This window comes from Agrobacterium sp. RC10-4-1 (genome assembly GCF_014138475.1).
Lineage (GTDB): Bacteria > Pseudomonadota > Alphaproteobacteria > Rhizobiales > Rhizobiaceae > Agrobacterium > Agrobacterium pusense.
In genome coordinates this window covers 206,566-227,579 of sequence record NZ_JACJIT010000010.1, presented here as the reverse complement: position 1 = coordinate 227,579, position 21,014 = coordinate 206,566, and the positions used below count along the sequence as shown (strand labels likewise).

Sequence of the window (21,014 nt, the reverse complement as noted above, 5' to 3'; positions counted from 1 at the left end):
TCGAAAGGCCGCACATATGGAAGCAAGCTATCCGCTCAAAATTATCTGAAAAAGTGCTTGCAAGTGGGAGCCGTCCACATATGGGCTTATGCCCGGGATGACAGACCCTTTGGTGGCAGTAGCCCGCCGATGGTTGCCTATCGCTTCGAAGATAGCCGTGCTGGCGATCGGGTCGCCCGGCATCTGAGTGGCTATCGCGGTATTCTGCAGGTTGACGGACATGGTGCCTATAACAAGCTTGCCAGATCTGACGGAGGCAATGACGGCGTGATGCTGGCCTACTGCTGGTCCCATAGCAGGCGCAAGTTCTACGAGCTCCACGCCTCAGACAGCTCCAGGATCGCCACCGAGACGGTGGAACTGATGGCGAAGCTCTGGCAGGTGGAAGAAACGGCCCGCGGCCAAAGCCCTGACGCCCGTGTCGCCGCGCGCCAGGCGACATCTGCTGCGGTTGTCACGGAGCTCTTCGCCCTCTGGCAGAAGACGCTACCGCGGATCTCCGGCAAGTCGAAGCTGGCCGAGGCGATCCGCTATACCACCTCGCGTCGCTCCATCTTCGAGCGCTTTCTCACCGACGGCCGCATCGAGCTCGACAACAACATAGTTGAGCGCGCAATCAGGCCCCAGACAATTACGAGAAAGAACAGCCTCTTCGCCGGCAGCGATGGCGGCGGCAGGACATGGGCGACAATCGCGACGCTGCTGCAGACTGCAAAGATGAATTCTGTCGATCCCCAGGCCTGGCTGACGCAAACACTCGAGCGCCTCGCAAATGGCTGGCCTAGTAGCGAAATCGATGTCCTTATGCCGTGGAGCTACAAGGCCTGAACGGCCTCAGCTTGCCGCTTACGCTGTACCCAACGCCAATGTAATCGCCGCAACGTGCACTTTTCGCACTGGCGACAACCATGTCCGTCGCCGCGACAATACCGCGTGGGGTCGACAATAGGCACATGCCAAAAAAATTCTTTTGCTTCCTACGTGCTTGAATCTTTTTCGAATCTTCGATCTTGCTAATATTGGGATAATATTCCTCAACTTTGTAGTGCTTGACTCTTTTGCACTATAGGAACAAACAATGAACAGATAGCCCGTACGACATGATGTCGATCCTTTGAACACGACCTTGAAGGGAGCCGTGAACGATGACTGCTGCCCGCCCCAAGGGGGTAACAGATCTGATCTGTGACTTGCGTGACCGCATCGCCTCGATGGAGGGCGCAGCCGCGAAGCGGGCCGGAACGCTCGCCTTCGGTGTCCCAAAGATCGATGCGGCCTTGCCTGGCGGCGGGCTTGCCTATGGAGCCCTGCATGAGTTTGCGGGCGGAGGATCCGGTACGGTCGATGGCGCAGCAGCAGCGCTTTTTGTGGCGGGCATTGCCGCGCGAACCAGAGGCCCGGTCATCTGGTGTCTGACGCGACCGGATCTGTTTTTTCCGGCGCTTGCCCAGGTCGGTCTCCATCCTGACCGCGTTATTTTTGTCGAGTCCGACAGGGAAGAGGATGTTCTGGCCAATATGGAGGAGGGACTGTCGTTCGGCGGTCTCGGGGCGGTCGTCGGCGAACTTGTCCGCCTGCCGATGGTCAGTTCCCGCCGATTGCAGCTAGCCGCCGAGCGAACCGGGACGATGGCTCTTGCCGTCCGGCGATGGCGACGGCAGACCGAGGCGAATGATTTTGGCCAGCCGACGGCGTCAACAACCAGATGGCGGGTCAGTGTGATGCCATCGGAAGAGCTGCCGGTACCGGGGGTGGGCAGGCCTCAATGGTTTCTTGAATTGATGCGCGTGAAAGCGGGTGAGTGTGCTGAGTTTCTCGTGAGGGCGTGTGATGACAAGGGTCGTCTCGATCTATCTTCCGGATCTGCCGACGGATCGTATTCGGCGGGCGGATCCCTCCATTTCGCCTGAACAGCCAATTGCCGTGATCGCAAGAAGCGGGTCGAAGCGATGGGTTTCGGCTGCCGACCTGGCTGCCAGGGCGGCAGGCGTGCATGTCGGCATGCCGGCGGCAAAGGCGCAGTCGCTGTTTCATGGCCTGATGATGGTCGACGCCGATATCGAAGCCGATCGGGTAGCTCTCGAACGCATCACACTGTGGGCACTGACGATCTATTCACCAATCGTTGCCGTCGACGGGAACGATGGCATCGTGATGGATACCGAAGGCGCCGACCACCTGCAGGGCGGCGAGCTGCCAATGGTGACAAAGATCGCCAACCAGTTTCTGGGCAGGAAGCTGACTGCCCGCGTGGCGGTCGCCGATAGCTGGGGTGCAGCCCATGCCTGCGCCCGCGCCATCAACCGCGAGACGATCGTCATTCCGCCGGGTGAGACAGTGCGGGCCGTTGAAAAGCTGCCGATATCGCTCCTGCGTCTGCCGGCAAAGATTGTCAGCGATCTCCGCATTCTCGGATTTCAGACGATCGGGGAGCTTGCCAATACCCCGCGCGCGCCGCTGACGTTGCGCTTTGGACCGGAGGTTGGGCGCCGTCTCGATCAGATGCTCTGTCGCATCGCCGAGCCTATCGAGCCGATCCGCACGCCTGAGCTGGTCGAGGTTTCGAAAGCCTTCGCTGAACCGATTGGCGCTGCCGAAACGATCAACAAATATGTCGGCCGCCTCGTCGTCCAACTGGTCGATGAGCTTCAGAAGCGCGGCCTTGGGGTGCGCCGCGCCGACCTGATCGTCGAGAAGGTCGACGGCACCAGACAAGCCATTCGCGCAGGCACTGCCAAACCTGCCCGCGACGTTGCCTGGCTGACGAAACTGTTTCGGGACCGGACGGAAAAGATCGAGCCGGGTTTCGGGATCGAGAGGCTCACCCTTGTCGCCGTCATGGTAGAGCCATTGGAGGAGGCGCAGAAAGTCTCTGCTCTGGTCGAGGATGACATCACCGATGTGACACCGCTCATCGATATCTATGGAAATCGGGGCCAGCGGGTCTATCGCGTCGCGCCGGTTGCATCCGATGTGCCGGAACGTTCCGTCCGGCGGATCAGTCCCGTTGCTGAACCGATCCCTGTTGCCTGGGTGAGCCATTGGCGCCGTCCAGTCCGGCTTTTGCCACGACCCGAACTGATCGAGGCGATTGCGCTGATGCCGGACCGGCCGCCTGTTTCCATCGTCTGGCGCGGCAAGCGCCGTAAGGTCAAACGCGCCGACGGCCCGGAACGCATCTTCGGGGAGTGGTGGCAGCGCGACGCCGAAATGGACGCGGTACGGGACTACTTTGTCATCGAGGACGAGGCAGGCGAGCGCTTGTGGGTGTTCCGCTCCGGCGACGGAGTGGATCCCGAGACCGGGTCCCATCGCTGGTTCTGCCACGGGATCTTCGCATGAGCTACGCCGAGCTCCAGGTCACGACCCACTTTTCCTTTCTGCGCGGCGCCTCCTCTGCACAGGAATTGTTCGAGACGGCGAAACAGCTGGGCATCGAAGCACTCGGCGTCGTCGATCGCAATTCGCTGGCCGGGATCGTCCGCGCCCTGGAAGCATCTCGCGCCACCGGTTTGCGCCTGGTCGTCGGCTGTCGGCTCGATCTCGCGGATGGGATGTCTGTGTTGGTCTATCCCATGGACCGATCCGCCTATTCGCGCCTCACTCGCCTCATCACGCTGGGCAAATCGCGCGGCGGCAAGAACAACTGCATCCTGCACTGGGACGATATCGTCGCTTACTCCGAGGGGATGATCGGCATTCTGGTGCCGGATCTGCCGGATGATCTTTGCGCGATCCAGCTTCGAAAAATGGCTGAGGTGTTTGGTGATCGCGCTTACGTCTCTCTCTGTCTGCGTCGGCGACCGAACGACCAGTTGCGGCTGCATGAGATTTCCAACATGGCGGCTCGGTTCAAGGTCAGAACCGTCGTCACCAATGATGTGCTGTTTCATGAGCCGGGCCGGCGGCAATTGCAGGACATCGTTACCTGTATCCGGCACAACACCACGATCGACGATGTCGGTTTCGAGCGCGAACGCCACGCCGACCGCTACCTCAAGCCACCGGAGGAAATGGCACGCCTGTTTCCGCGCTACGCGCAAGCACTCGCGCGAACCCTGGAAATCGTGCATCGCTGCAAGTTCTCGCTTGAGGAGCTGACCTATCAGTACCCGGAGGAAGCCATCGTTCCGGGCAAGGATGCTCAAGGATCGCTCGAGCATTATGTCTGGGAATGTGCGCCGGACCGGTACCCGGAAGGTCTGCCGCCGGATGTGTTGAAGACCGTACGCCACGAGCTCGATCTCATCCGCACCATGAAATACGCGCCGTACTTCCTGACGGTGTTTTCGATCGTGCGCTTTGCCAGAAGCCAGGGCATTCTCTGTCAGGGCAGGGGGTCCGCCGCCAACAGTGCTGTTTGCTATATTCTGGGCATCACCTCAATCGATCCCTCGACCAATGATCTGCTCTTCGAGCGTTTCGTCAGTCAGGAGCGCGACGAGCCGCCGGACATTGATGTCGACTTTGAGCATGAACGGCGCGAGGAGGTCATCCAGTGGATCTACAAGACCTACACCAAGGATAAGGCGGCCCTCTGCGCCACCGTTACGCGGTACCGCGCCAAGGGCGCGATCCGCGATGTCGGTAAGGCACTTGGCTTGCCGGAGGATGTCATCAAGGCGCTATCGTCAGGCATGTGGTCGTGGTCGGAAGAAGTACCCGACAGAAACATCCGTGAGCTCAATCTCAACCCCGACGACCGGCGCTTACCGCTCACCCTGAAACTCGCGCAGCAGCTGATGGGTGCTCCGCGGCATCTGGGGCAGCACCCCGGCGGTTTTGTTCTTACCCATGACCGGCTGGACGATCTCGTGCCGATCGAGCCGGCGACGATGAAAGACCGGCAGATCATCGAATGGGACAAGGACGATGTCGAGGCACTGAAGTTCATGAAGGTGGACGTGTTGGCGCTCGGGATGCTCACCTGCATGGCCAAGGCCTTCGATCTGATCCGCGAACACAAGGGCGAGAATCTCGATCTGTCGAAGATCGAGCAGGAAGATGCCGCGACCTATGCGATGATCCGCAAGGCTGACACGCTCGGCACGTTCCAGATCGAAAGCCGCGCGCAGATGGCGATGCTGCCGCGGTTAAAACCGCGCACCTTCTACGATCTCGTCGTGCAGGTGGCGATCGTGCGGCCGGGTCCAATCCAGGGTGACATGGTGCATCCCTATCTCCGCCGTCGTGAAGGCAAGGAACCGGTCGAATATCCGACCCCTGAGCTGGAGGCAGTGCTCGGCAAGACACTTGGTGTGCCGCTGTTTCAGGAGAGCGCCATGCGTGTTGCCATGGTCTGTGCCGGCTTTACCGGCGGTGAGGCCGACCAGCTACGCAAATCCATGGCGACCTTCAAGTTCACCGGCGGCGTCTCGCGCTTCAAGGACAAGCTGGTGTCAGGCATGGTCAAGAACGGATATTCGGCCGAGTTCGCCGAAAAGACCTTTTCGCAGCTGGAGGGCTTTGGCTCATACGGCTTTCCGGAAAGTCATGCGGCCTCCTTTGCGTTGATTGCCTACGCTTCGAACTACATCAAGTGCCATTACCCCGACGTCTTTTGTGCAGCCCTTCTCAACAGCCAGCCAATGGGATTTTATGCTCCGGCCCAGATCGTCGGGGACGCGATCAAGCATGGCGTCGAGGTGCGGCCGGTCTGCGTCAACCGCTCGCGATGGGACTGCACGCTGGAAAGGATTGGAGGCAGCGATCGTCATGCTGTGCGCCTCGGGTTTCGGCAGGTGAAAGGGCTGGCTGTCGCGGACGCCGCACGGATCGTTGCAGCGCGCATGAACAACCCGTTCGCCTCAGTCGATGACATGTGGCGCCGATCCAGCGTGCCGACCGAAGCGCTTGTTCAACTCGCGGAGGCCGACGCCTTTCTGCCATCGCTGAAACTCGAACGACGCGCTGCGCTCTGGGCGATCAAGGCGCTGCGCGACGAGCCCTTGCCGTTGTTTGCAGCCGCAGCCGAACGCGAGGCGACGGCGATTGCCGAGCAGCAGGAGCCAGAGGTGGCGCTTCGGCAAATGACGGACGGCCATAATGTCATCGAGGACTACAGCCACATCGGGCTGACTTTGCGCCAGCATCCTGTCGCCTTTCTCCGCGAGGACCTGTCGGCACGCAACATCATCACCTGTGCTGAGGCAATGAATGCGCGGGATGGGCGTTGGGTTTATACGGCTGGCCTTGTTCTTGTGCGGCAAAAGCCGGGATCGGCCAAGGGTGTGATGTTCATCACCATCGAGGACGAGACCGGACCGGCCAACGTCGTTGTCTGGCCCACCCTGTTCGAGAAACGCAGGCGCATCGTGCTGGGATCTTCGATGATGGCGATCAACGGACGGATTCAGCGGGAAGGGGAGGTCGTCCATCTCGTCGCCCAGCAACTCTTCGATCTCTCAGGCGATCTGGTTGGCCTTGCCGATCGAGATACGGAGTTCAGGCTGCCGGCTGGTCGCGGCGATGAGTTTGCCCACGGAGGCGGCGGGCCGGATTCACGCGATCGGCCGAAGCCCGTTGTCCCGCGCGACATGTTCGTGCCTGATCTCCATATCGAAACGCTCAAGGTGAAGAGCCGGAATTTTCAATGAATTATTGCCGCGCGAAAATTTCCTGCGAACAAACCCGGCTATCGGCTGCGGCGTTTGTGCCTGAAAACCTGCTTGCAAGCTCGACGCCTGCGATGCCAACGCCGCCCATGGACACCTGTAAACGATCCTGGCGCAAAGCGATGGCGGCCTCCGTACGGGCCGCTGATTCTAAACGAAATCAGCGGCTTGGTCGCCGTCTGGACTTCTTTTTTTCCACGCAACCATTACGCTTCTTTAAAAAGTGTCGAATGCCTGCCGCCCTGACTGTTGTTGTACCACTAAGCTCACGACAGACGACGCGGAACGAGATTGTTACTCTAGGGGGATGGCAGATCGAAATGGTCAGGCCCATGCCAAACTTCGTCAGTTCATCGAACAACGATTCGCCTAAACTTCACATCAACGAGCAAACAATGGTGCGCGCTCGGTTGATCTAGACCTTCCTAGGCAGAGAATCTTGCACTACGACCGTGGTTTTTTCCGCTACGACCAATGTTTCTTTTTGAATAATTGCCTGTTGCAAAACGGCACCTAAGGAGCCGATTTTTCCTTTCGATCCTGAAAATGTTGGCGCAGACTTCTTGGGCCGGGTCATGACTGTGCTATGCGTCGTAACTGCATGCAGCCTCTGCCAGTAGTATTTTTCATAGGGCTCAAGCATTTTGTAATCATCAGTGCAGATGCGGTACGACCACAGGCGCCCTACGATAGTGGCAATCCAATCTGCAGCCTGCATGTTCTGATTAAGGTAACTCTCAACTTCAAATGGCGGACTCAAAAGCTTCCGCGTCGGAGCATTCCCGTACATAGTTTTAGCGGCAGTCTCCAATAGTTCTTTCCGAGCAGAATGCTCGTCAACGATCAAAACGAAGTTCTGTCCGATGCTCTCACAATAAGCATCGATCTGCCGTATTGCATGCGAAAATACGGTTGTGTAAAGACCATTTGCATTCACAACATCGGTATCTCTTATCTTTTCTCTGCCGTAATAAAATATTTTTCCGTCCTGGTGCTGCAAACGCGTGGGTATGCTGGACGGGTGCGCGTTACAGCCTCGCTACGGCAAACTCCGGCCGATCATATCCATGGAGCCACTCTTACCGTGTCTTGGCTGCGGCGGCGGATGATTGCCGCACGAAACGGCACGAGCTAGATTGTATATTGTGTACGTACAAAAAGCTTGCGCGGGCCGCGTAATTATTGTACGTACAGATTATGAAAATCACTTATGACGAAACGAAACGGCTGACGAATCTCGAGAAACACGGTCTCGATTTTGCCGATTTGACGATTGAGTTTTTTGCGGGCTCTATTGTCCTTCCTGCCAAGGAAAACCGCTTCATGGCCGTAGGTGAGTTTCAGGGCCGCATCATCATCGCAGTGGTGTTTCGCCCGTTAGGTTCGCAGGCTCTGTCCGTCATTTCCATGCGGCCAGCCAGCGCCAAGGAAAGGAGGCTCTAATGCCCGTAAAGTTTTCTTCGAAACGCCCCCTCACTGAGAAGGAAGAGGTGGAAATTCAGCGGATGATTGCGTCGGACCCCGACGCGCCCGAAGCCACGGATGAAGAGATGGCGCAAGCCAAGCCCTTTGGCGAAGCATTTCCCGACCTTGCCAAGAGCATCGACCGGGAGATTGCGCGCCGTGGTAGGCCGAAGGCGGACGCACCTAAAACGCCGGTTACTATCCGTCTCGACCCTGATTTGGTGGAGCATTACAAGGCGATGGGCAAGGGATGGCAATCACGCATCAATAGCGATTTGCGAAAGCTATCTGGCCTTCGCTGACGACCGAAACGCAAAAAGCCGCCCGGCGCGAACCGGACGGCTTTGACGATACTAACAGAGTTGATCAACCGGCCATGCGTCGGTCAAACCATATGGAAGAGCGCTTCGACACCACGCGGCCCGAGATAGGCCAAAAGCGCAATCAGCCCGGTTGAGGCAGGCTGACCAAGATCGGCATAGGCGGCGGCACTTTCGCCGATGACTGCCATGCCGAGAGCGACAGGCAGTTCCCAAAACAGTTCAATGCCGAAGAACTTACGGCGACCTTTCCGCGCCTCGTTGCCGTGCCACATGAAGCGACCAAACAGGGAGGCAATAATGGTGGTGAAGGCGCCGGCGGATAGCGTGCCCAGCGCCCAGGCGGAGCGATGCTTCGGCGTTTGCGCCGCCACCAGCTGCCAGACATTGCCCGCCACGCACATTAGCGAGATGGCAACTGTCATGCCGAGGCTGGTGCGGATCAGCATCAGCTTTCGGCCATAAATATCGCCAAGCCGTCCCCAGAGCGGCGCTACGAACGCGGCGGCAAAGAAGGTGGCGCCATAGGCGATGCCCGACCACTGCACGATCGCGGCCTTGTCGCTGACGCCGAGCTCCTCGACATAGAGCGGCAGGAAGGGGAGCAGGAGCGTCATCGCCACGATCGTCGTGAACGAGCCAACGAGGCAAACAATCAGATTTCGCATCCAATGCGCGGTTTCCGGCTCGGCCCGCGCTTCGGCATCCCATCTCGTCCCGGTCATTTCCCAGCATTTGCATTCAATGTGTAAAACAGGTCCCTGCTGCCCGATGCCAAGATATGCTCCTTCGCGGCAGCGATGAGATCGGCGCTGGTGAAGAGATCGGGAAGGTTCAGCCGGTCGACATCGAGCGCATAGACCGTAACGTGGTAGCTGTGGACACGCTCGTCGTTCCACGGCGGGCACGGGCCCACATAACCACCATGTGGTCCATCCTCCAGGTTGCCGCCGCCGGTGCCGTTCTGCCCGCGCCGCCCATGGGCCGTGCGCTCGAGCGGCAGGCCATTGGCGGACGGACCGTTTCCGTCCGTGCCTTCACCAAGGCTCGTGCGCGATGGAGGAATATCGGCCAGCACCCAGTGAACGAATTCCATCCGCCTGAAATCCTCCGGGATGATTTTATCCGCCCTGTTGAACAGCGAGAAATCAGCGGGTACGTCCGGGTCGACCATCGTCAACGCATAGGATCGCGTGCCCCTGGGGCCATTCGACCAGGAGACGGCAAGGCTCTTGTTGGGGCCGGGTACTGACTTGCTGGACGATGTCGAAATGCAGGAGGCATTTTCCGGCGACAGCATCGGGCCATTGCTCTTTGAAAACGTCACCTTGAGATCGGCCGACAGGGCCGGGGTGGCGATGATTGCTGCGACGACGGTGACGTTCAGAAGTATGAGCATGGATTTCATGATGTTGCCCTTTCGCGTTTGCTTCGGTGAGCTGCAAGGGCATGGTCTAACAAAGTCGTACCGGCTGGCGGTGCACGAAAACGCTCAATATGGAGCTGCAAACGCTCACGCGCTGCGAAGCCGATCGGTGAAGCGGCGCGGCGAGCGATAGCCTGTGGCGAGCGCGGCTTCCCGCAGCGACAGCCCGTCTTCTGCAAGGAGGGTCTTTGCGAGGGCCACCCGTTCGCTCGCCACAACATCTCGCAGGGAAGCACCCTCGCGTGACAGGCGGCGACGCAGCGTGGCGTTGCTCGTGCCGAGCTCCTCGGCGATCAGATCGGCGGTCCAGGCGCGATCCGGCTGCCAGCGCACCAGCGCTCGCACCGCCTCGGCGGTCGTTTCCGGCAAACCGGGCAGGGCGCCGCGTACCGCGAGCACCATCAGGATTTCGAGAAGGCGGTGCTCGAGCAGAGGGACCGGCACATTGCCGTTGGCGATGCCCTGGCCGGCGTGGTTGATGGCCGCGGCCAGTAACGGGTCGAGCGTCAACTCTGTCTGGCAAGCGATCCGGCAAGGTGGAAAAGCCTTCGCTGCCCGCCGTGTCAACTCGTTTGGGAAGGCGATGAAGATCGCCCGATAGACACCAGTCTGCGGATCGGGATCATTGACGACATCGCCGCGCCAACCGGCTGGCAGCACGAGGGCCGTGCCGGCCGAAAAGCGTCGCTGCCGTCCCATGCTCACGACTTCCTTTGACCCTTCCAGGATGGTGACGATCGAAACCTGTGAAAAGGCCGAGCCAGCGATGCGTTCGCGTTCGCGCGTGACAAAGGTAAAAAGCGTGGAATAGCTGCCGATCCCGTCGGGCGCGACGGTCGGGCGGCGATCCTTCGCCGCCAGGCGGCGCAGCTTTTCCAACATGTCGTGATGAGCCTCGGGCACTGCAACGGCTTCCTGCAATTTGTTTGCCGGAACAGTCTGGACCACCTGGGCGGCGGTGCCAAGTCCGCAAGGCGTCCTGTCGGTTCGGCCCGCTGATATTATCGACGGACTGAATGAGCTCATCGACCATGAATTCTCGCCGGCGCCCAGACAGTTCCGGGAAGTCGGGTTAAAACGGCCTTATCAGTCAGGTGATGAGCGTGAGGTACGGCGAGCTCCAGGCGGGCGGCATAGAGGGAGAGGAGGGAAGTGGGATTTGTGGCGGGTTAGGAGGCTGGAGATGGTTCCGGCCGGTCCGCCATGGAGAAACTGATATGGCACAAGCCACCCAGAAAATCACCCTTAGTGCAGCCCGGGATATTCCCTTCAACAAGCTGGTGCTCAGCCAGCAGAACGTCCGCAAGATCAAAGCGGGCATCTCGATTGAGGACCTGGCGGAAGACATCGCCCATCGCGGTCTGCTCACCAGCCTCAACGTCCGCCCCGAACTCGACGGCGATGGCAACGAGACTGGCATCTACCGCATTCCCGCCGGCGGGCGCCGGTATCGCGCCCTCGAGCGCCTGGTTGCGCAGAAGCGTTTATCCAAGACGGCAGGCGTTCCCTGCATCGTCAGCAAGGGCGAAACGCTTGAAGTCGAGGACTCCCTTGCCGAAAACGTCCAGCGCGTCAGCCTTCATCCGCTCGATCAGTTCCGCGCTTTCCAGACCTTGGGCGACCAGGGTCTCGGCGAGGAGGAGATTGCCGCGCGCTTCTTCGTCTCGGTTACCACCGTCAAGCAGCGGCTGCGGCTCGCCTCCGTCTCACCACGGCTTCTCGATCTTTATGCGGAGGACGAGATGACGCTCGAACAGATCATGGCCTTCTCGATCACCAACGACCATGTTCGCCAGGAGCAGGTCTGGGATACGGTCTCCCGCTCCCATAGCCGTGAACCTTATTATATCCGCCGATTACTGACGGAGACCGCGATCCGCGCCAGCGACCGCCGCGCAGTCTATGTCGGCATCGAATCCTACGAGGCCGCGGGCGGCGTCACCATGCGCGATCTGTTCGACCAGGATCAGGGCGGCTGGCTGCAGGATCCGGCGCTGCTCGAGCAGCTCGTGATGGAAAAGCTGAAGGCCGACGCCGAGGCGATCCGCGTGAGCGAAGGCTGGAAGTGGGTGGAGGCGGCTTTCGACTTTCCCTACGGTCACACGTCCGGCCTGCGCCGCTTCTACGGCGAGCAGGCGGAAATGACGGAAGACGAACTGGCGCGCTATGATGCCACGCGTGCCGAATACGACAAGCTCGACGCGGAATATTCGGAGGCAGATGAGTTCTCGGAAACGACCGAACAAAAGCTGGACGAGCTCGGCGCAGAGCTCGACCGGCTCAACGATCGCCCATATCTGTTCGATCCGCAAGAGATCGCCCACGGCGGTGTCTTTGTGTCGCTCGGCGCCAGTGGCGAGCTCAAGATCGAGCGAGGCTTCGTGCGGCCCGAGGACGAACTGAAGAGTGAAGCCGATCTCTCGAGTGATGTCGGTCACGATCGTGACGATCGTGGCAATGAACTCTCGGTAAGAGGCGCCGCCGGTGGCGAGGACACCCAACCAGACGACGAGGACGAAGCGATCAAGCCACTTCCCGACCGCATGGTTCTCGATCTGACGGCGGCGCGCACGGTCGCTTTGCGCAACGCGCTCGCAAACGATCCTGTCATCGCCTTCATTGCGGTCCTGCATGCCTTCGTCCTGAAGACCTTCTACGTCTACGGCTCAGATTCATGCCTGGAGGTGACGCTGCAAAGCGCTCGCTTCGCCCAGACGCCCGGCCTCGGAGATACGGTCTGGGCGAAAGAGATAGAGCAGCGGCACGAAGGCTGGGGCCAGGATCTTCCCAAGAATCCGAATGATCTCTGGGACTTCCTGATCAAGCTCGACGAGGTCAGCCGGCAAGCTCTTTTTGCCCATTGCGCTTCGCTATCGGTCAACGCGGTGATCGAACCCTGGAACAAGCGGACCCGGGCGATCGCTCATGCCGATCAACTGGCTCGCTCGATCGGTTTCGACATCGTGAGAGCCGGCTGGACTCCGACCGCCGAGAACTATCTTGGCCGCGTCACCAAGGCGCGCATCCTCCAGGCGGTCCGAGAAGCCAAGGGCGACCAGGCGGCCGAGTTGATCGGCCATCTCAAGAAGACCGACATGGCCCGCGAGGCCGAACGACTGATGACAGGTTGCGGCTGGTTACCGGAACCGCTTCGCATGACGAGTGACGACGGCATCAGCGAAAGCGATGCCCTCAGAGAGACCGTCGGTTCCGATCATGCTGAGACTGGGGAAGCTCAGGACCTACCGGCTTTCCTGCTCGACCAGCCGGAAACATCGGACGATGACACCGGCGATACCGAAAGTGGCATGGACGGCGAGCATCTCGCGGCGGCCGAGTAGGTTCACCAGCATCCATCAGCCTGACCCGATCGCGTTGCGGTCGGGTCTTCTTCCAAACAGCCCGGCCATCGCGCCGGGTTTTTCCGTTTCAGGAGGCATCTATGCCTGACTTCACGATCGAGACCACCTACCACCTGCCGGTCTTCCGGCACCGCACCTACGCGGCCGACACGCTGGAGGCGGCCTGCCGTGCCGCCATTGACGACGACAGCTGGGAGATCGCCGAGAAGGACTTCGACTCCTCCGGTCCAGTTCATGTCACCGGCATCTGGGACGGCACACATGCGGCCTATGCGGGTCCGCCGCTCCAGATCCCGCAGCAGTTCGACGAACCTGTCCAGCGCCGGGCGCGTCATTTCGAGATCCTGCTCGGACTGTTGAAGATGTTGTTGGATGACATCAGTTCGGCCCGGCCGCCATCGCTCGAATGGCTAGCTCGATCTGCCTGGGCGATTGCCCGAGGAGAAGCCATTCTCACCGAAGAACCAGATCCTGAAGAGCCGGTCGCCCGACCAACGCCTTCCCACGTCCTGGCCAGGCTTCAGGAGGCTGGCGTGCGCGACGCAATCGCCGCCCTGCTCGAAATCGATCCGGCCTTCAAAGCTCTATCACCCGAAGCGGTGACCGACGATGAAGTCCACGCCGCCTGCCTTTCCATCGCCACTACGATGGATTTTTCCGACGTCATTGGCACTGCCGAGTTCCAGGCGGCGCTCTCGGCGATCCGATCGGCGCACCACCGGCTAACGTCCGATTGATCTTTCCTCTTCCCACTTCCCTCAACCTCGCCCGGCCATCGCGCCGGGTTTCCGTTTCATGGAGACAATGCAATGACCCCACTTGCTTCCAATGCCCAACCGGCTTCCTCCAGCTTCAAGGTCGATATCTCGCGCGGTGAGCGGATCGGCCGCGTTTCCTCGGAATGGTTTTCGCGCCCTGACGACGAACGCTTCCTGTCACTCACAGATCTCTACGACACCGTTCGATCCCGCGCCGAACGGGCTCATGCTCGCACCATCGAAAGCGCTGCGATCCGTGTCGAAGCAACCCGCGACAATGCGGAGCGGCTTGAACTTCTCGTTCCCGGTCGGCGACAACCGATCGCTCCGACCCACTGGAGCTATGGCCAGCTCTGCAGCCTGGTTGGCGCACCGGCCACCTATATGCGCCAACTGCCGGCCCCGCTTGCGGCGATCAACCTGCAGCATGGCCTGCTCAATCAACGTGCCGAGCTCGTCAAGACCCTCGAGATGGACGATGGGCGCCTTGAACTGCGCGCCGTCACCGGACCGAAATACGGCCGCATCTGGGATCATGAACTGGTGTCCGCCGTGATGAGGGTAGCCGGCAATGGGACCGGTGACACCATGTGGAAAGTGCCCGGCGTCCTGGATTGGGCGAAGATGACGCACAATCCCTTCATCGACATCAGCAAGGATACGACCACGCTCTACGCCAGCGACCGAGACGTTTTCCTGTTCCTGGTGGACGACACCCATCCGATTGAAGCCGGACGACTGCCGAACGGCGAACCCGATCTCTATTTCCGCGGCTTTTATACCTGGAACTCGGAAGTTGGATCGAAGACCCTCGGCATCGCCTCCTTCTATCTGCGGGCGGTCTGCGCCAACCGCAACTTGTGGGGAACGGAAAATTTCGAGGAGATCACCATCCGACATTCAAAGTTCGCCGCCCAGCGCTTTGCGCATGAAGCAGCACCCGCGCTGACAAGCTTCGCCAAATCCTCACCCGCTCCGTTCATCGCCGGCATCAAGGCGGCGCGCGAGCGGATCGTCGCGCGCAAGGATGACGACCGTGAGAGCTTCCTGCGTCGGCGCGGCTTCTCGAAAGGCGAGACCGGCAAGGTGATCGAAATGGTCTTGTCGGAAGAGGGGAGGCCGCCGGAATCGATCTTTGATTTCGTGCAGGGTATCACCGCGCTGGCGCGCACCAAGACCAATCAGGACACGCGTCTCGAACTCGAAGGCAAAGCCAAGAAGCTGCTGGAGAGCGCCTCCTGACATGTTCATGCGCGCGCCTGGCTCAGAGCCGGCCGCGTCTGCAAAACCCATCGTCATCCCAGAGCCCGGTCAAGCGCCGGGCCTCTTTTCGTCTGGAGCACCCAATGGCTATTCCCGATCATGCCCGCGCAAATTTCGACACGCTGCTGCGCGCCGCGTCCGATGGTAATCTTGCTCTCATGGAATGCCTCGATGCCACTACACGCGAGCCGCGTTACGTGCTCTGCGGCGTCGGCCGCAGTAACGGCGAATTTTTCTTCACGCCGTTTGGTCATCTGGCCGACGGCAATCCTTACGACGCCTACCTGCCACCGGATCGAGAGAATCCCGCTGGCTTCATCGTAAACCCATCGTGCTAGGCGCGATCGCCGGCGGTTCAACCTGCCGATCCCCGACTCTTCCACGGCCGCCCCGATGTGGCCTCCGACCTAGTCGGCAGGACACCGGACCTTGCAGTTCTTTCCTCACTCCTGGAGCGTCCCCCTATGAATATCATTTCGCATCCTCAAAACGTTTCCACCTCTCCGCGTCCTATGGCCAGAACCAGCGCCGGGGCACTTATTCATGGTGCCGAACAGATCAGGTCGCTGGAGCAAGGTAAAGGCATCGCCACCGCCGACCTGAGACAGGTCATGGCGGAGGTTTTCGGCGGCAGCGACGCCGAAGGCCGCTGGCTCCGGAAGGATGCCTATAAACCAACAGAGGTCGCCCAGGTCTTGTTTCTATCCCGCTCAATCACCTCCCGGGTCCAGTCGCCTCAATCGGCGCGTGCGATGCTGATGAAGGTGGCCCGGCTCTCGCCGACCCACACGCGCCGATCCGAGGAGATGATCAGTTGGAAGCTCCGTTCCTTTGTGCCTGTCGCAGGTGATGGCACGGCGATCCTGTCGAAGCTGAATGATCGTCATCGCCTTGTCGATGTCGCACACCGGTCATGATGGAGGTCTGCCATGCACTCCGCCTCGGATCTGGCGGGCCGTCTCGCGCGGGACGCGGAGGCGGTCTGCCGGCACTATCTCTCCGCCGGCCGTCGTGCCGGCAACTACTGGCTCGTTGGCGATGTCAGCAACAGAATGGGCCGGTCGCTCTATGTGCACCTCGTCGGCCCGCGCGCCGGCCGCTGGACCGACGCGGCGACAGGCCAGTTCGGTGATCTGCTCGATCTGATCCGGGAGACTTGCGGTCTCGTCGACTTCCGGGACGTTGCAGACGAGGCGCGTCATTTCCTCAGCCTGCCTCGACCAGAGCCGGTGTCCTCTCGCGGGACCGATGCTTATGATTTCGCCCCGGTGGAACGGCGTACGGGCGTGCAGGCACAGCGGCTGTTCCGGATGACGCAGCCTCTGGCGGGCACGCTTGCCGACACCTATCTGCGCGGGCGCGGCATCTTACGGGCATCGACGCATGCGGCGCTGCGCTTCCATCCGTCCTGCTACTATCGTGATCTCGTCACGGGCCATACGAGCAGCTATCCGGCCCTGATCGCAGCGGTGACCGACCCCGCCGGCGCAATCACCGGCGTGCATCGCAGCTGGCTGGATCCCGACGGCGCCGGCGAGGCGAAGGTCAACGGTCCGCGCCGCGCACTTGGCGGGCTTCTCGGTAACGGCGTCCGCTTTGGCTTTCCGGTCAATGCGCCTGTGCCGGTGATGGCGGCAGGCGAGGGGCTCGAGACCATGCTGTCGCTCGCACACGTGATGCCCGGCATGCCGATAGTGGCGGCGCTCACGGCCAACCACCTTGCCGCCTTCCGTTTCCCGCCCGGATGCCGGCGCATCTATATCGCCGCAGACGCGGATGCCGCCGGCCGGCATGGGATCGAGGGCATGAGCCGCCGGGCGCAGGAGTGCGGGATCCTGCCACTGGTGCTGTCGCCGGAGCTCGGCGACTTCAATGAAGATCTTCGCTGGCTGGGCCCGGACCGGCTGACGGCAAACCTCAGGGCACAACTCGTCCCGGAAGACGCGATGGCTTTTCTTCCAGCCTGACGTCGGGGACAGAGGTTGGGGGAGGGCCCGGCCGCGGCACTGGCGAGGCGCAATCCATTGGCCTCATTCGGGATGGGCGCGCGCCCGCGGGCCTGCCGAGAGGCGACCCTTACCACGCGGGCCCCGGGCCTTCAGCGGGTCGGTCGGGTTTCTTCCCCTGCCAGACCGCGGGTGCGGTCCGTCATTCCGCGCGGATCAAGAAACCCTCCCTCCGCCGCCCGGCGCTTCGCTGGGCCGCGGCACTTCGCTGGCGGTTCCGGCCACGGCCCGCGTGATCGGGTTCGCCGCCAGGCCGCGAGAGGCGCGGCCCAAACCGACGGAGACCACCATGGACCTGATCCTTCACCCCGACGACAGCTTCGAGCCCCACCACGCATCCTCCCCGACCGATCGCTTCATCTACGAGATGCAGGTCTTTGGCTATCGTCGGTTCCAGGACGAGCCTGATCCGCGGCCATTGCCGGAGGAGCCGCAGGTCCGGTCTTCGATCACCACGATCTTCGATGCCTTCGCCGAGATGCTCGGCGACACCCGGCTTGAACCCGATCTCGAAGACCTGCTCTGGTCGATCCCCAATCTCTTCCACCGGGCCGGCGAGCGCATCCAGCGCGAACTCGACCGCAACGAGGAGGCGCAGCGCACAGGCCAGCGCGAGCAGGACGGCTCGGAGGTGAAGAGCGTCGAACTCGAACGCCTCATCGCCGAAGGCATCACGCTCCTGGAACGCCGCAACAGCTTCGAGTTCATGCGCGACTTCAGTGCCGACCTGTACGAGGCGCAGACCGGATCGTCCTGGCGGCCGCGCAGCGGCTCCAAGGTCAACCACGCCAACATGACGGCGGCGATGATCGACAGCCGGGACTTCCTCTCCGCCCGACGCCGCGCCGAAACCGAGGTGCTGATCCCTGCCGGAACCAAGATCGCATTCGCCGGCGGTATGGACTACAACGATCATGAGCGCATCTGGGCCAAGCTCGATCAGGCGCATGCTAAGCATCCCGACATGGTGCTCTTGCACGGCGGCTCGCCGAAAGGCGCTGAACGCATCGCCGCCTGCTGGGCGGAGGCGCGCCAAGTGACGCAGATTACCTTCAAGCCCAACTGGACCAAACATGCCAAGGCTGCGCCCTTCCGGCGCAATGACGAGATGCTTTCAGTCATGCCCGCCGGATTGATAGTCTTTCCCGGAAACGGCATCACCGGCAATCTCGCCGACAAGGCACGCCAGCTCGGCATCCCGGTCTGGCAGGCTTCAGGAGACGGCGCCTGATAGCCTGTGTCAAAACGCAAGCATCTCCAAGGTGGGTCGCAGGCGTGCAGGCGCGCCCGACCCACGCCTCCGTCCGGGGTCTCGCTTCGCCAGCCATCATCCTCAGCGGGACCAAAGTCGGGGCGATCCGCCTCCTATCGGAATGAACTGCGGGGCGCTTGTCGTGATTGTTACCGCGCCTTGGTTGGCTCGGCCCCCCGCAGGGCGATTGCGATGATGTTGATCGGCTCGCTTTGAGGACGGGCGAAGGCAGGATCGCGGCACGTCGATCGGTTGTCGCCACCATTAGCGGTTGAAGCCGAAAGCGCGGCCCACACGGCAACGCCGAAACCTCTTTTCAATCGAACGCACAAAGTAAGACGAGGCGACGCTTCAGACGTATACCGCCGGCAACATCGACTATGCTCGGATCATCGCACTTGCCGGTGACGGGTCGCCCTCACTCGACCGTCCAGGGATCGATGACTTCAAGACCGGCGGCATGAAACGCGCTGGCGTCACGGGTCGCGACTGCGAAGCCCTTGGATGCAGCGATGGCCGCAATGTAGCCGTCGGGTGTCGGGAATCCCTTTCCCGATGCACGGGCCGAAGATCCGAGATTGGCATAGTGTTTGGCGGCATCGAGATCGAAGGGCAAAATTCGTCCCTCGAACAGGCCGATCCAGACATCGAGAGCCTCCGCGAGCCTCTGCTTGCGCTGACCATCGGGCATGGTGCGGATGCCGAACATGGCCTCCGCGATCGTGATACTCGAAATATGGAGGGTCTCGGCAGCTTGCTCGTCGAGCCAGCGCTGTACCATTTGGCTCGGAAAAGGCTTCATCGTCTCCGAGACGACATTGGTGTCTAGCAGAATCATTCGAAGCTCATGGGATGGGCTGGCGTGCGATCAAAGGTCTGCTCAAGGGCATCGACGTCCTCGTTGGTGAGGCCGATGCGACGACTGGCCTCGGCGAGTGCCGTGCCGAGACGGAGACGGGTTGCGGGCCGAACGGCCATTTCCAGAATGTCGCGCATTTCGGCCTCGGCGCTGCGGCCATGCTGTGCCGCACGGATCTTGATGGCGCGATGCGTTTCCTCGGGTATGTTTCGGATTGTTACGGCGGGCATGATAGCACCTCCTGCATAACTGATAGGAATGATGGCAGTATGGAGATTTTGCCATCATATTTCAAGATCATCGTTGAAGAGGGCCTCTGAATCGTAGCCGCCATCATTATGTCTCTCAGGATCGCCCTGTGTGACCTGAAGCCGGGATCACGCATTCAGGACGCCGACGTGTTAGCTGGCATCGGCATGAAGATGCGCTCGATCGGCTGGCGCGCGGCGAAGGCTACGACGATGAGCCATGAACTTCGCCTCAGCCAGCTGACCGGTTATCCCTGTCTTCGGGAATGGCAGGATGTGCGCGGTGAAAAAGCAAGGCAGTCCGATCCTCGGCCGCTTCAGCAAGGCCTTCATGATGTGGCTGCCTTACTTCAGGCGTGGCACTTCAACCGCCTGGACTGATGTCCGTCGCGGCGCTGCCTTCAGAGCAGGCTTCATCCACGTCCCGACGGTCTAGGATCCGGGTGGGTGCAGCCGCGTGTCGAGCGCGAACGCCTCCTGGAATTCGAGAGCATAGGCACCTGCTCCGCCACCCGCTAGAAAGATCAGGTTCCAGCTGTGCGTCGAGACCGCACTGGGGACCGCGACGAACCGGTGTCGGCGCAGCAGCGCGTCTCCGAAGGCCTGTTGTCCCGCGCCGGGAATGCCCGGCCGCAGCCAGTTGGGATTGGGTACGGTCGCCGGATCAACGACGTGGACATCGGTGGGGTCGGCAACGACGGCCGCCGTTATCATGTGGGCGACCGTATCGAGTGCCCGGAATCCCTTGTGCACCGCCACCTCAAGGATCGCCGTCGCTGGATCGAGCGAGCAGTAGACCGCCCGCACGCCCTTGCTGTTCCAGCGTCCGCCAACCCGATAGGCGCCTTCGCCACTATCCCATGTCGCCGCATGGATGGCTTGATCGAGCCGCCATGCCACAAGCCTGGTTCCGCCGAGCGCAATCGGTAGAAGGGTCATGCATAGACGCCGTATTCAGGCGGTCGAGATGATCCTCGACCAATTCGACGCCGGCGGGCGTGCCGAGAAGATCGATCGGCCGGCGCTGATCAAGCCCGATCGCTGGGCGTTCCAGCCATTGCTCGGCCTCCGCCTGCGAGCCGAAGACATCCGTCGCCTTGGCAAGGATCTCGGCGAACTTCCAGACCCGGCCGCTCTGTTCCTGGCTGAGCGGCTTGGACAGCGCGTCCTTCCGGCGCTGCCAGGTGCGCAGGCTCATGCCGACCGCTTTTTCCAGCGATTCGTTCTTGCCTAGGACAACAAGATTGCCGACAAGGTGATCGAGCGCTAAGGCAGGCAGGCCGTGCAACAGCAGCTCATGCGCACCAAGCGCACTGGTCAGCCGGCGCGCAAGCACGCGCGAACCGCCAAGCAGGGCTTCGATCTTCTGCAACTCCCCACCAGCGACCGTTGTGGAAGGGGTGTTAGCTGCGAGGGCCATCATCGTCCTCCGCGTCAAGTGT

General features: G+C 61.1%; 22 protein-coding genes and 2 pseudogenes. 15 read left to right on the top strand and 9 right to left on the bottom strand.

All coding sequences use genetic code 11. The annotated features are described in order from the left end of the window. The 5 genes from tnpC to FHW77_RS24440 form a co-directional block, all read left to right on the top strand. Nucleotides 1-828, top strand: an 828-nt coding sequence (gene tnpC, locus FHW77_RS24460) for an IS66 family transposase (protein WP_286086142.1), incomplete at its 5' end; no start/stop codon positions are given. 317 nt (nt 829-1,145) lie between these two features. Beyond that, nucleotides 1,146-1,910 (top strand): ImuA family protein, encoded by a 765-nt coding sequence (locus FHW77_RS24455; RefSeq protein WP_044460192.1) that lies wholly within the window; start codon nt 1,146-1,148, stop codon nt 1,908-1,910. Beyond that, nucleotides 1,831-3,342 (top strand): Y-family DNA polymerase, encoded by a 1,512-nt coding sequence (locus FHW77_RS24450; RefSeq protein WP_182590861.1) that lies wholly within the window; start codon nt 1,831-1,833, stop codon nt 3,340-3,342. Before FHW77_RS24455 ends, FHW77_RS24450 begins: the two co-directional genes overlap by 80 nt. After that, complete coding sequence (locus FHW77_RS24445; RefSeq protein ID WP_182590860.1) at nt 3,339-6,596, top strand: error-prone DNA polymerase; 3,258 nt, start codon at nt 3,339-3,341, stop codon at nt 6,594-6,596. The genes FHW77_RS24450 and FHW77_RS24445 overlap by 4 nt, the downstream gene beginning before the upstream one ends. Continuing rightward, nucleotides 6,593-7,033: a hypothetical protein gene (locus FHW77_RS24440; RefSeq protein ID WP_142187750.1), complete on the top strand. Its 441-nt coding sequence runs from the start codon at nt 6,593-6,595 to the stop codon at nt 7,031-7,033. The genes FHW77_RS24445 and FHW77_RS24440 overlap by 4 nt, the downstream gene beginning before the upstream one ends. Here the strand turns inward: FHW77_RS24440 and FHW77_RS24435 are convergent. Further along, nucleotides 7,030-7,614, bottom strand: a complete 585-nt coding sequence (locus FHW77_RS24435) for a DUF3800 domain-containing protein (protein ID WP_182590859.1) — start codon at nt 7,612-7,614, stop codon at nt 7,030-7,032. The two genes, FHW77_RS24440 and FHW77_RS24435, sit on opposite strands and share 4 nt — an antisense overlap. 197 nt (nt 7,615-7,811) lie before the next feature. On the opposite strand from FHW77_RS24435, the gene FHW77_RS24430 reads away from it, so the two are divergent. Then, nucleotides 7,812-8,057 carry a BrnT family toxin gene (locus FHW77_RS24430; protein ID WP_077986022.1) on the top strand — a complete coding sequence of 82 codons (246 nt, stop codon included), beginning with the start codon at nt 7,812-7,814 and terminating at the stop codon, nt 8,055-8,057. After that, nucleotides 8,057-8,380 carry a BrnA antitoxin family protein gene (locus FHW77_RS24425; RefSeq protein ID WP_142187748.1) on the top strand — a complete coding sequence of 108 codons (324 nt, stop codon included), beginning with the start codon at nt 8,057-8,059 and terminating at the stop codon, nt 8,378-8,380. Before FHW77_RS24430 ends, FHW77_RS24425 begins: the two co-directional genes overlap by 1 nt. 83 nt (nt 8,381-8,463) lie before the next feature. Here FHW77_RS24425 and FHW77_RS26615 read toward each other — a convergent pair whose 3' ends face one another. The 4 genes and pseudogenes from FHW77_RS26615 to FHW77_RS24410 form a co-directional block, all read right to left on the bottom strand. Continuing rightward, complete coding sequence (locus tag FHW77_RS26615; RefSeq protein WP_286086147.1) at nt 8,464-8,673, bottom strand: phage holin family protein; 210 nt, start codon at nt 8,671-8,673, stop codon at nt 8,464-8,466. Nucleotides 8,674-8,679: 6 nt separating this feature from the next. Then, nucleotides 8,680-9,123: pseudogene (locus tag FHW77_RS26610) on the bottom strand (MFS transporter); the annotation flags it as partial. Continuing rightward, the gene (locus FHW77_RS24415) at nt 9,120-9,806 is read right to left on the bottom strand and encodes a YbhB/YbcL family Raf kinase inhibitor-like protein (protein ID WP_142187747.1); all 687 of its coding nucleotides are present in this window, start codon (nt 9,804-9,806) and stop codon (nt 9,120-9,122) included. The pseudogene FHW77_RS26610 and the gene FHW77_RS24415, both read right to left, overlap by 4 nt. Nucleotides 9,807-9,911: 105 nt before the next feature. Further along, a complete protein-coding gene (locus tag FHW77_RS24410) occupies nt 9,912-10,727 on the bottom strand; it encodes a helix-turn-helix domain-containing protein (protein ID WP_142187861.1) in 816 nt (271 codons plus the stop codon). Nucleotides 10,728-11,041: 314 nt separating this feature from the next. Between FHW77_RS24410 and FHW77_RS24405 the strand changes: the two genes are divergently transcribed. From FHW77_RS24405 to FHW77_RS24375, 7 genes are all read left to right on the top strand, one after another. Further along, entirely contained in the window at nt 11,042-13,165 is a 2,124-nt protein-coding gene (locus tag FHW77_RS24405) for a ParB/RepB/Spo0J family partition protein (RefSeq protein WP_142187746.1), read from the top strand. 101 nt (nt 13,166-13,266) lie between these two features. After that, entirely contained in the window at nt 13,267-13,923 is a 657-nt protein-coding gene (locus FHW77_RS24400) for a hypothetical protein (protein ID WP_142187745.1), read from the top strand. A 72-nt stretch (nt 13,924-13,995) separates the two neighbouring features. Then, complete coding sequence (locus FHW77_RS24395) at nt 13,996-15,186, top strand: DUF932 domain-containing protein (RefSeq protein WP_182590857.1); 1,191 nt, start codon at nt 13,996-13,998, stop codon at nt 15,184-15,186. 104 nt (nt 15,187-15,290) lie between these two features. Further along, nucleotides 15,291-15,545 carry a DUF6117 family protein gene (locus FHW77_RS24390; protein ID WP_142187744.1) on the top strand — a complete coding sequence of 85 codons (255 nt, stop codon included), beginning with the start codon at nt 15,291-15,293 and terminating at the stop codon, nt 15,543-15,545. A 126-nt stretch (nt 15,546-15,671) separates the two neighbouring features. Next, nucleotides 15,672-16,124, top strand: coding sequence for a hypothetical protein (locus FHW77_RS24385; RefSeq protein WP_142187743.1), 453 nt, complete (start codon nt 15,672-15,674; stop codon nt 16,122-16,124). Between the two features lie 12 nt (nt 16,125-16,136). Then, nucleotides 16,137-17,174, top strand: a complete 1,038-nt coding sequence (locus FHW77_RS24380) for a DUF7146 domain-containing protein (protein ID WP_182590856.1) — start codon at nt 16,137-16,139, stop codon at nt 17,172-17,174. A 328-nt stretch (nt 17,175-17,502) separates the two neighbouring features. Continuing rightward, complete coding sequence (locus tag FHW77_RS24375) at nt 17,503-18,444, top strand: DUF2493 domain-containing protein (protein WP_142187741.1); 942 nt, start codon at nt 17,503-17,505, stop codon at nt 18,442-18,444. Between the two features lie 439 nt (nt 18,445-18,883). Here the strand turns inward: FHW77_RS24375 and FHW77_RS24370 are convergent, their stop codons facing one another. Next, nucleotides 18,884-19,303 (bottom strand): type II toxin-antitoxin system VapC family toxin, encoded by a 420-nt coding sequence (locus FHW77_RS24370; RefSeq protein ID WP_142187740.1) that lies wholly within the window; start codon nt 19,301-19,303, stop codon nt 18,884-18,886. After that, nucleotides 19,300-19,554 carry a FitA-like ribbon-helix-helix domain-containing protein gene (locus FHW77_RS24365; RefSeq protein WP_006699039.1) on the bottom strand — a complete coding sequence of 85 codons (255 nt, stop codon included), beginning with the start codon at nt 19,552-19,554 and terminating at the stop codon, nt 19,300-19,302. The genes FHW77_RS24370 and FHW77_RS24365 overlap by 4 nt, the downstream gene beginning before the upstream one ends. A gap of 168 nt (nt 19,555-19,722) precedes the next feature. Between FHW77_RS24365 and FHW77_RS24360 the strand changes: the two genes are divergently transcribed. Continuing rightward, nucleotides 19,723-19,953 (top strand): hypothetical protein, encoded by a 231-nt coding sequence (locus FHW77_RS24360; protein ID WP_142187739.1) that lies wholly within the window; start codon nt 19,723-19,725, stop codon nt 19,951-19,953. A gap of 51 nt (nt 19,954-20,004) precedes the next feature. On the opposite strand, the gene FHW77_RS24355 is transcribed toward FHW77_RS24360, so the two are convergent. Beyond that, nucleotides 20,005-20,511 (bottom strand): RES family NAD+ phosphorylase, encoded by a 507-nt coding sequence (locus tag FHW77_RS24355; RefSeq protein WP_006699037.1) that lies wholly within the window; start codon nt 20,509-20,511, stop codon nt 20,005-20,007. Beyond that, nucleotides 20,508-20,992 (bottom strand): annotated as a pseudogene (gene parS / locus FHW77_RS24350) (type II RES/Xre toxin-antitoxin system antitoxin). Before parS ends, FHW77_RS24355 begins: the two are co-directional and overlap by 4 nt. Nucleotides 20,993-21,014 lie beyond the last annotated feature (22 nt).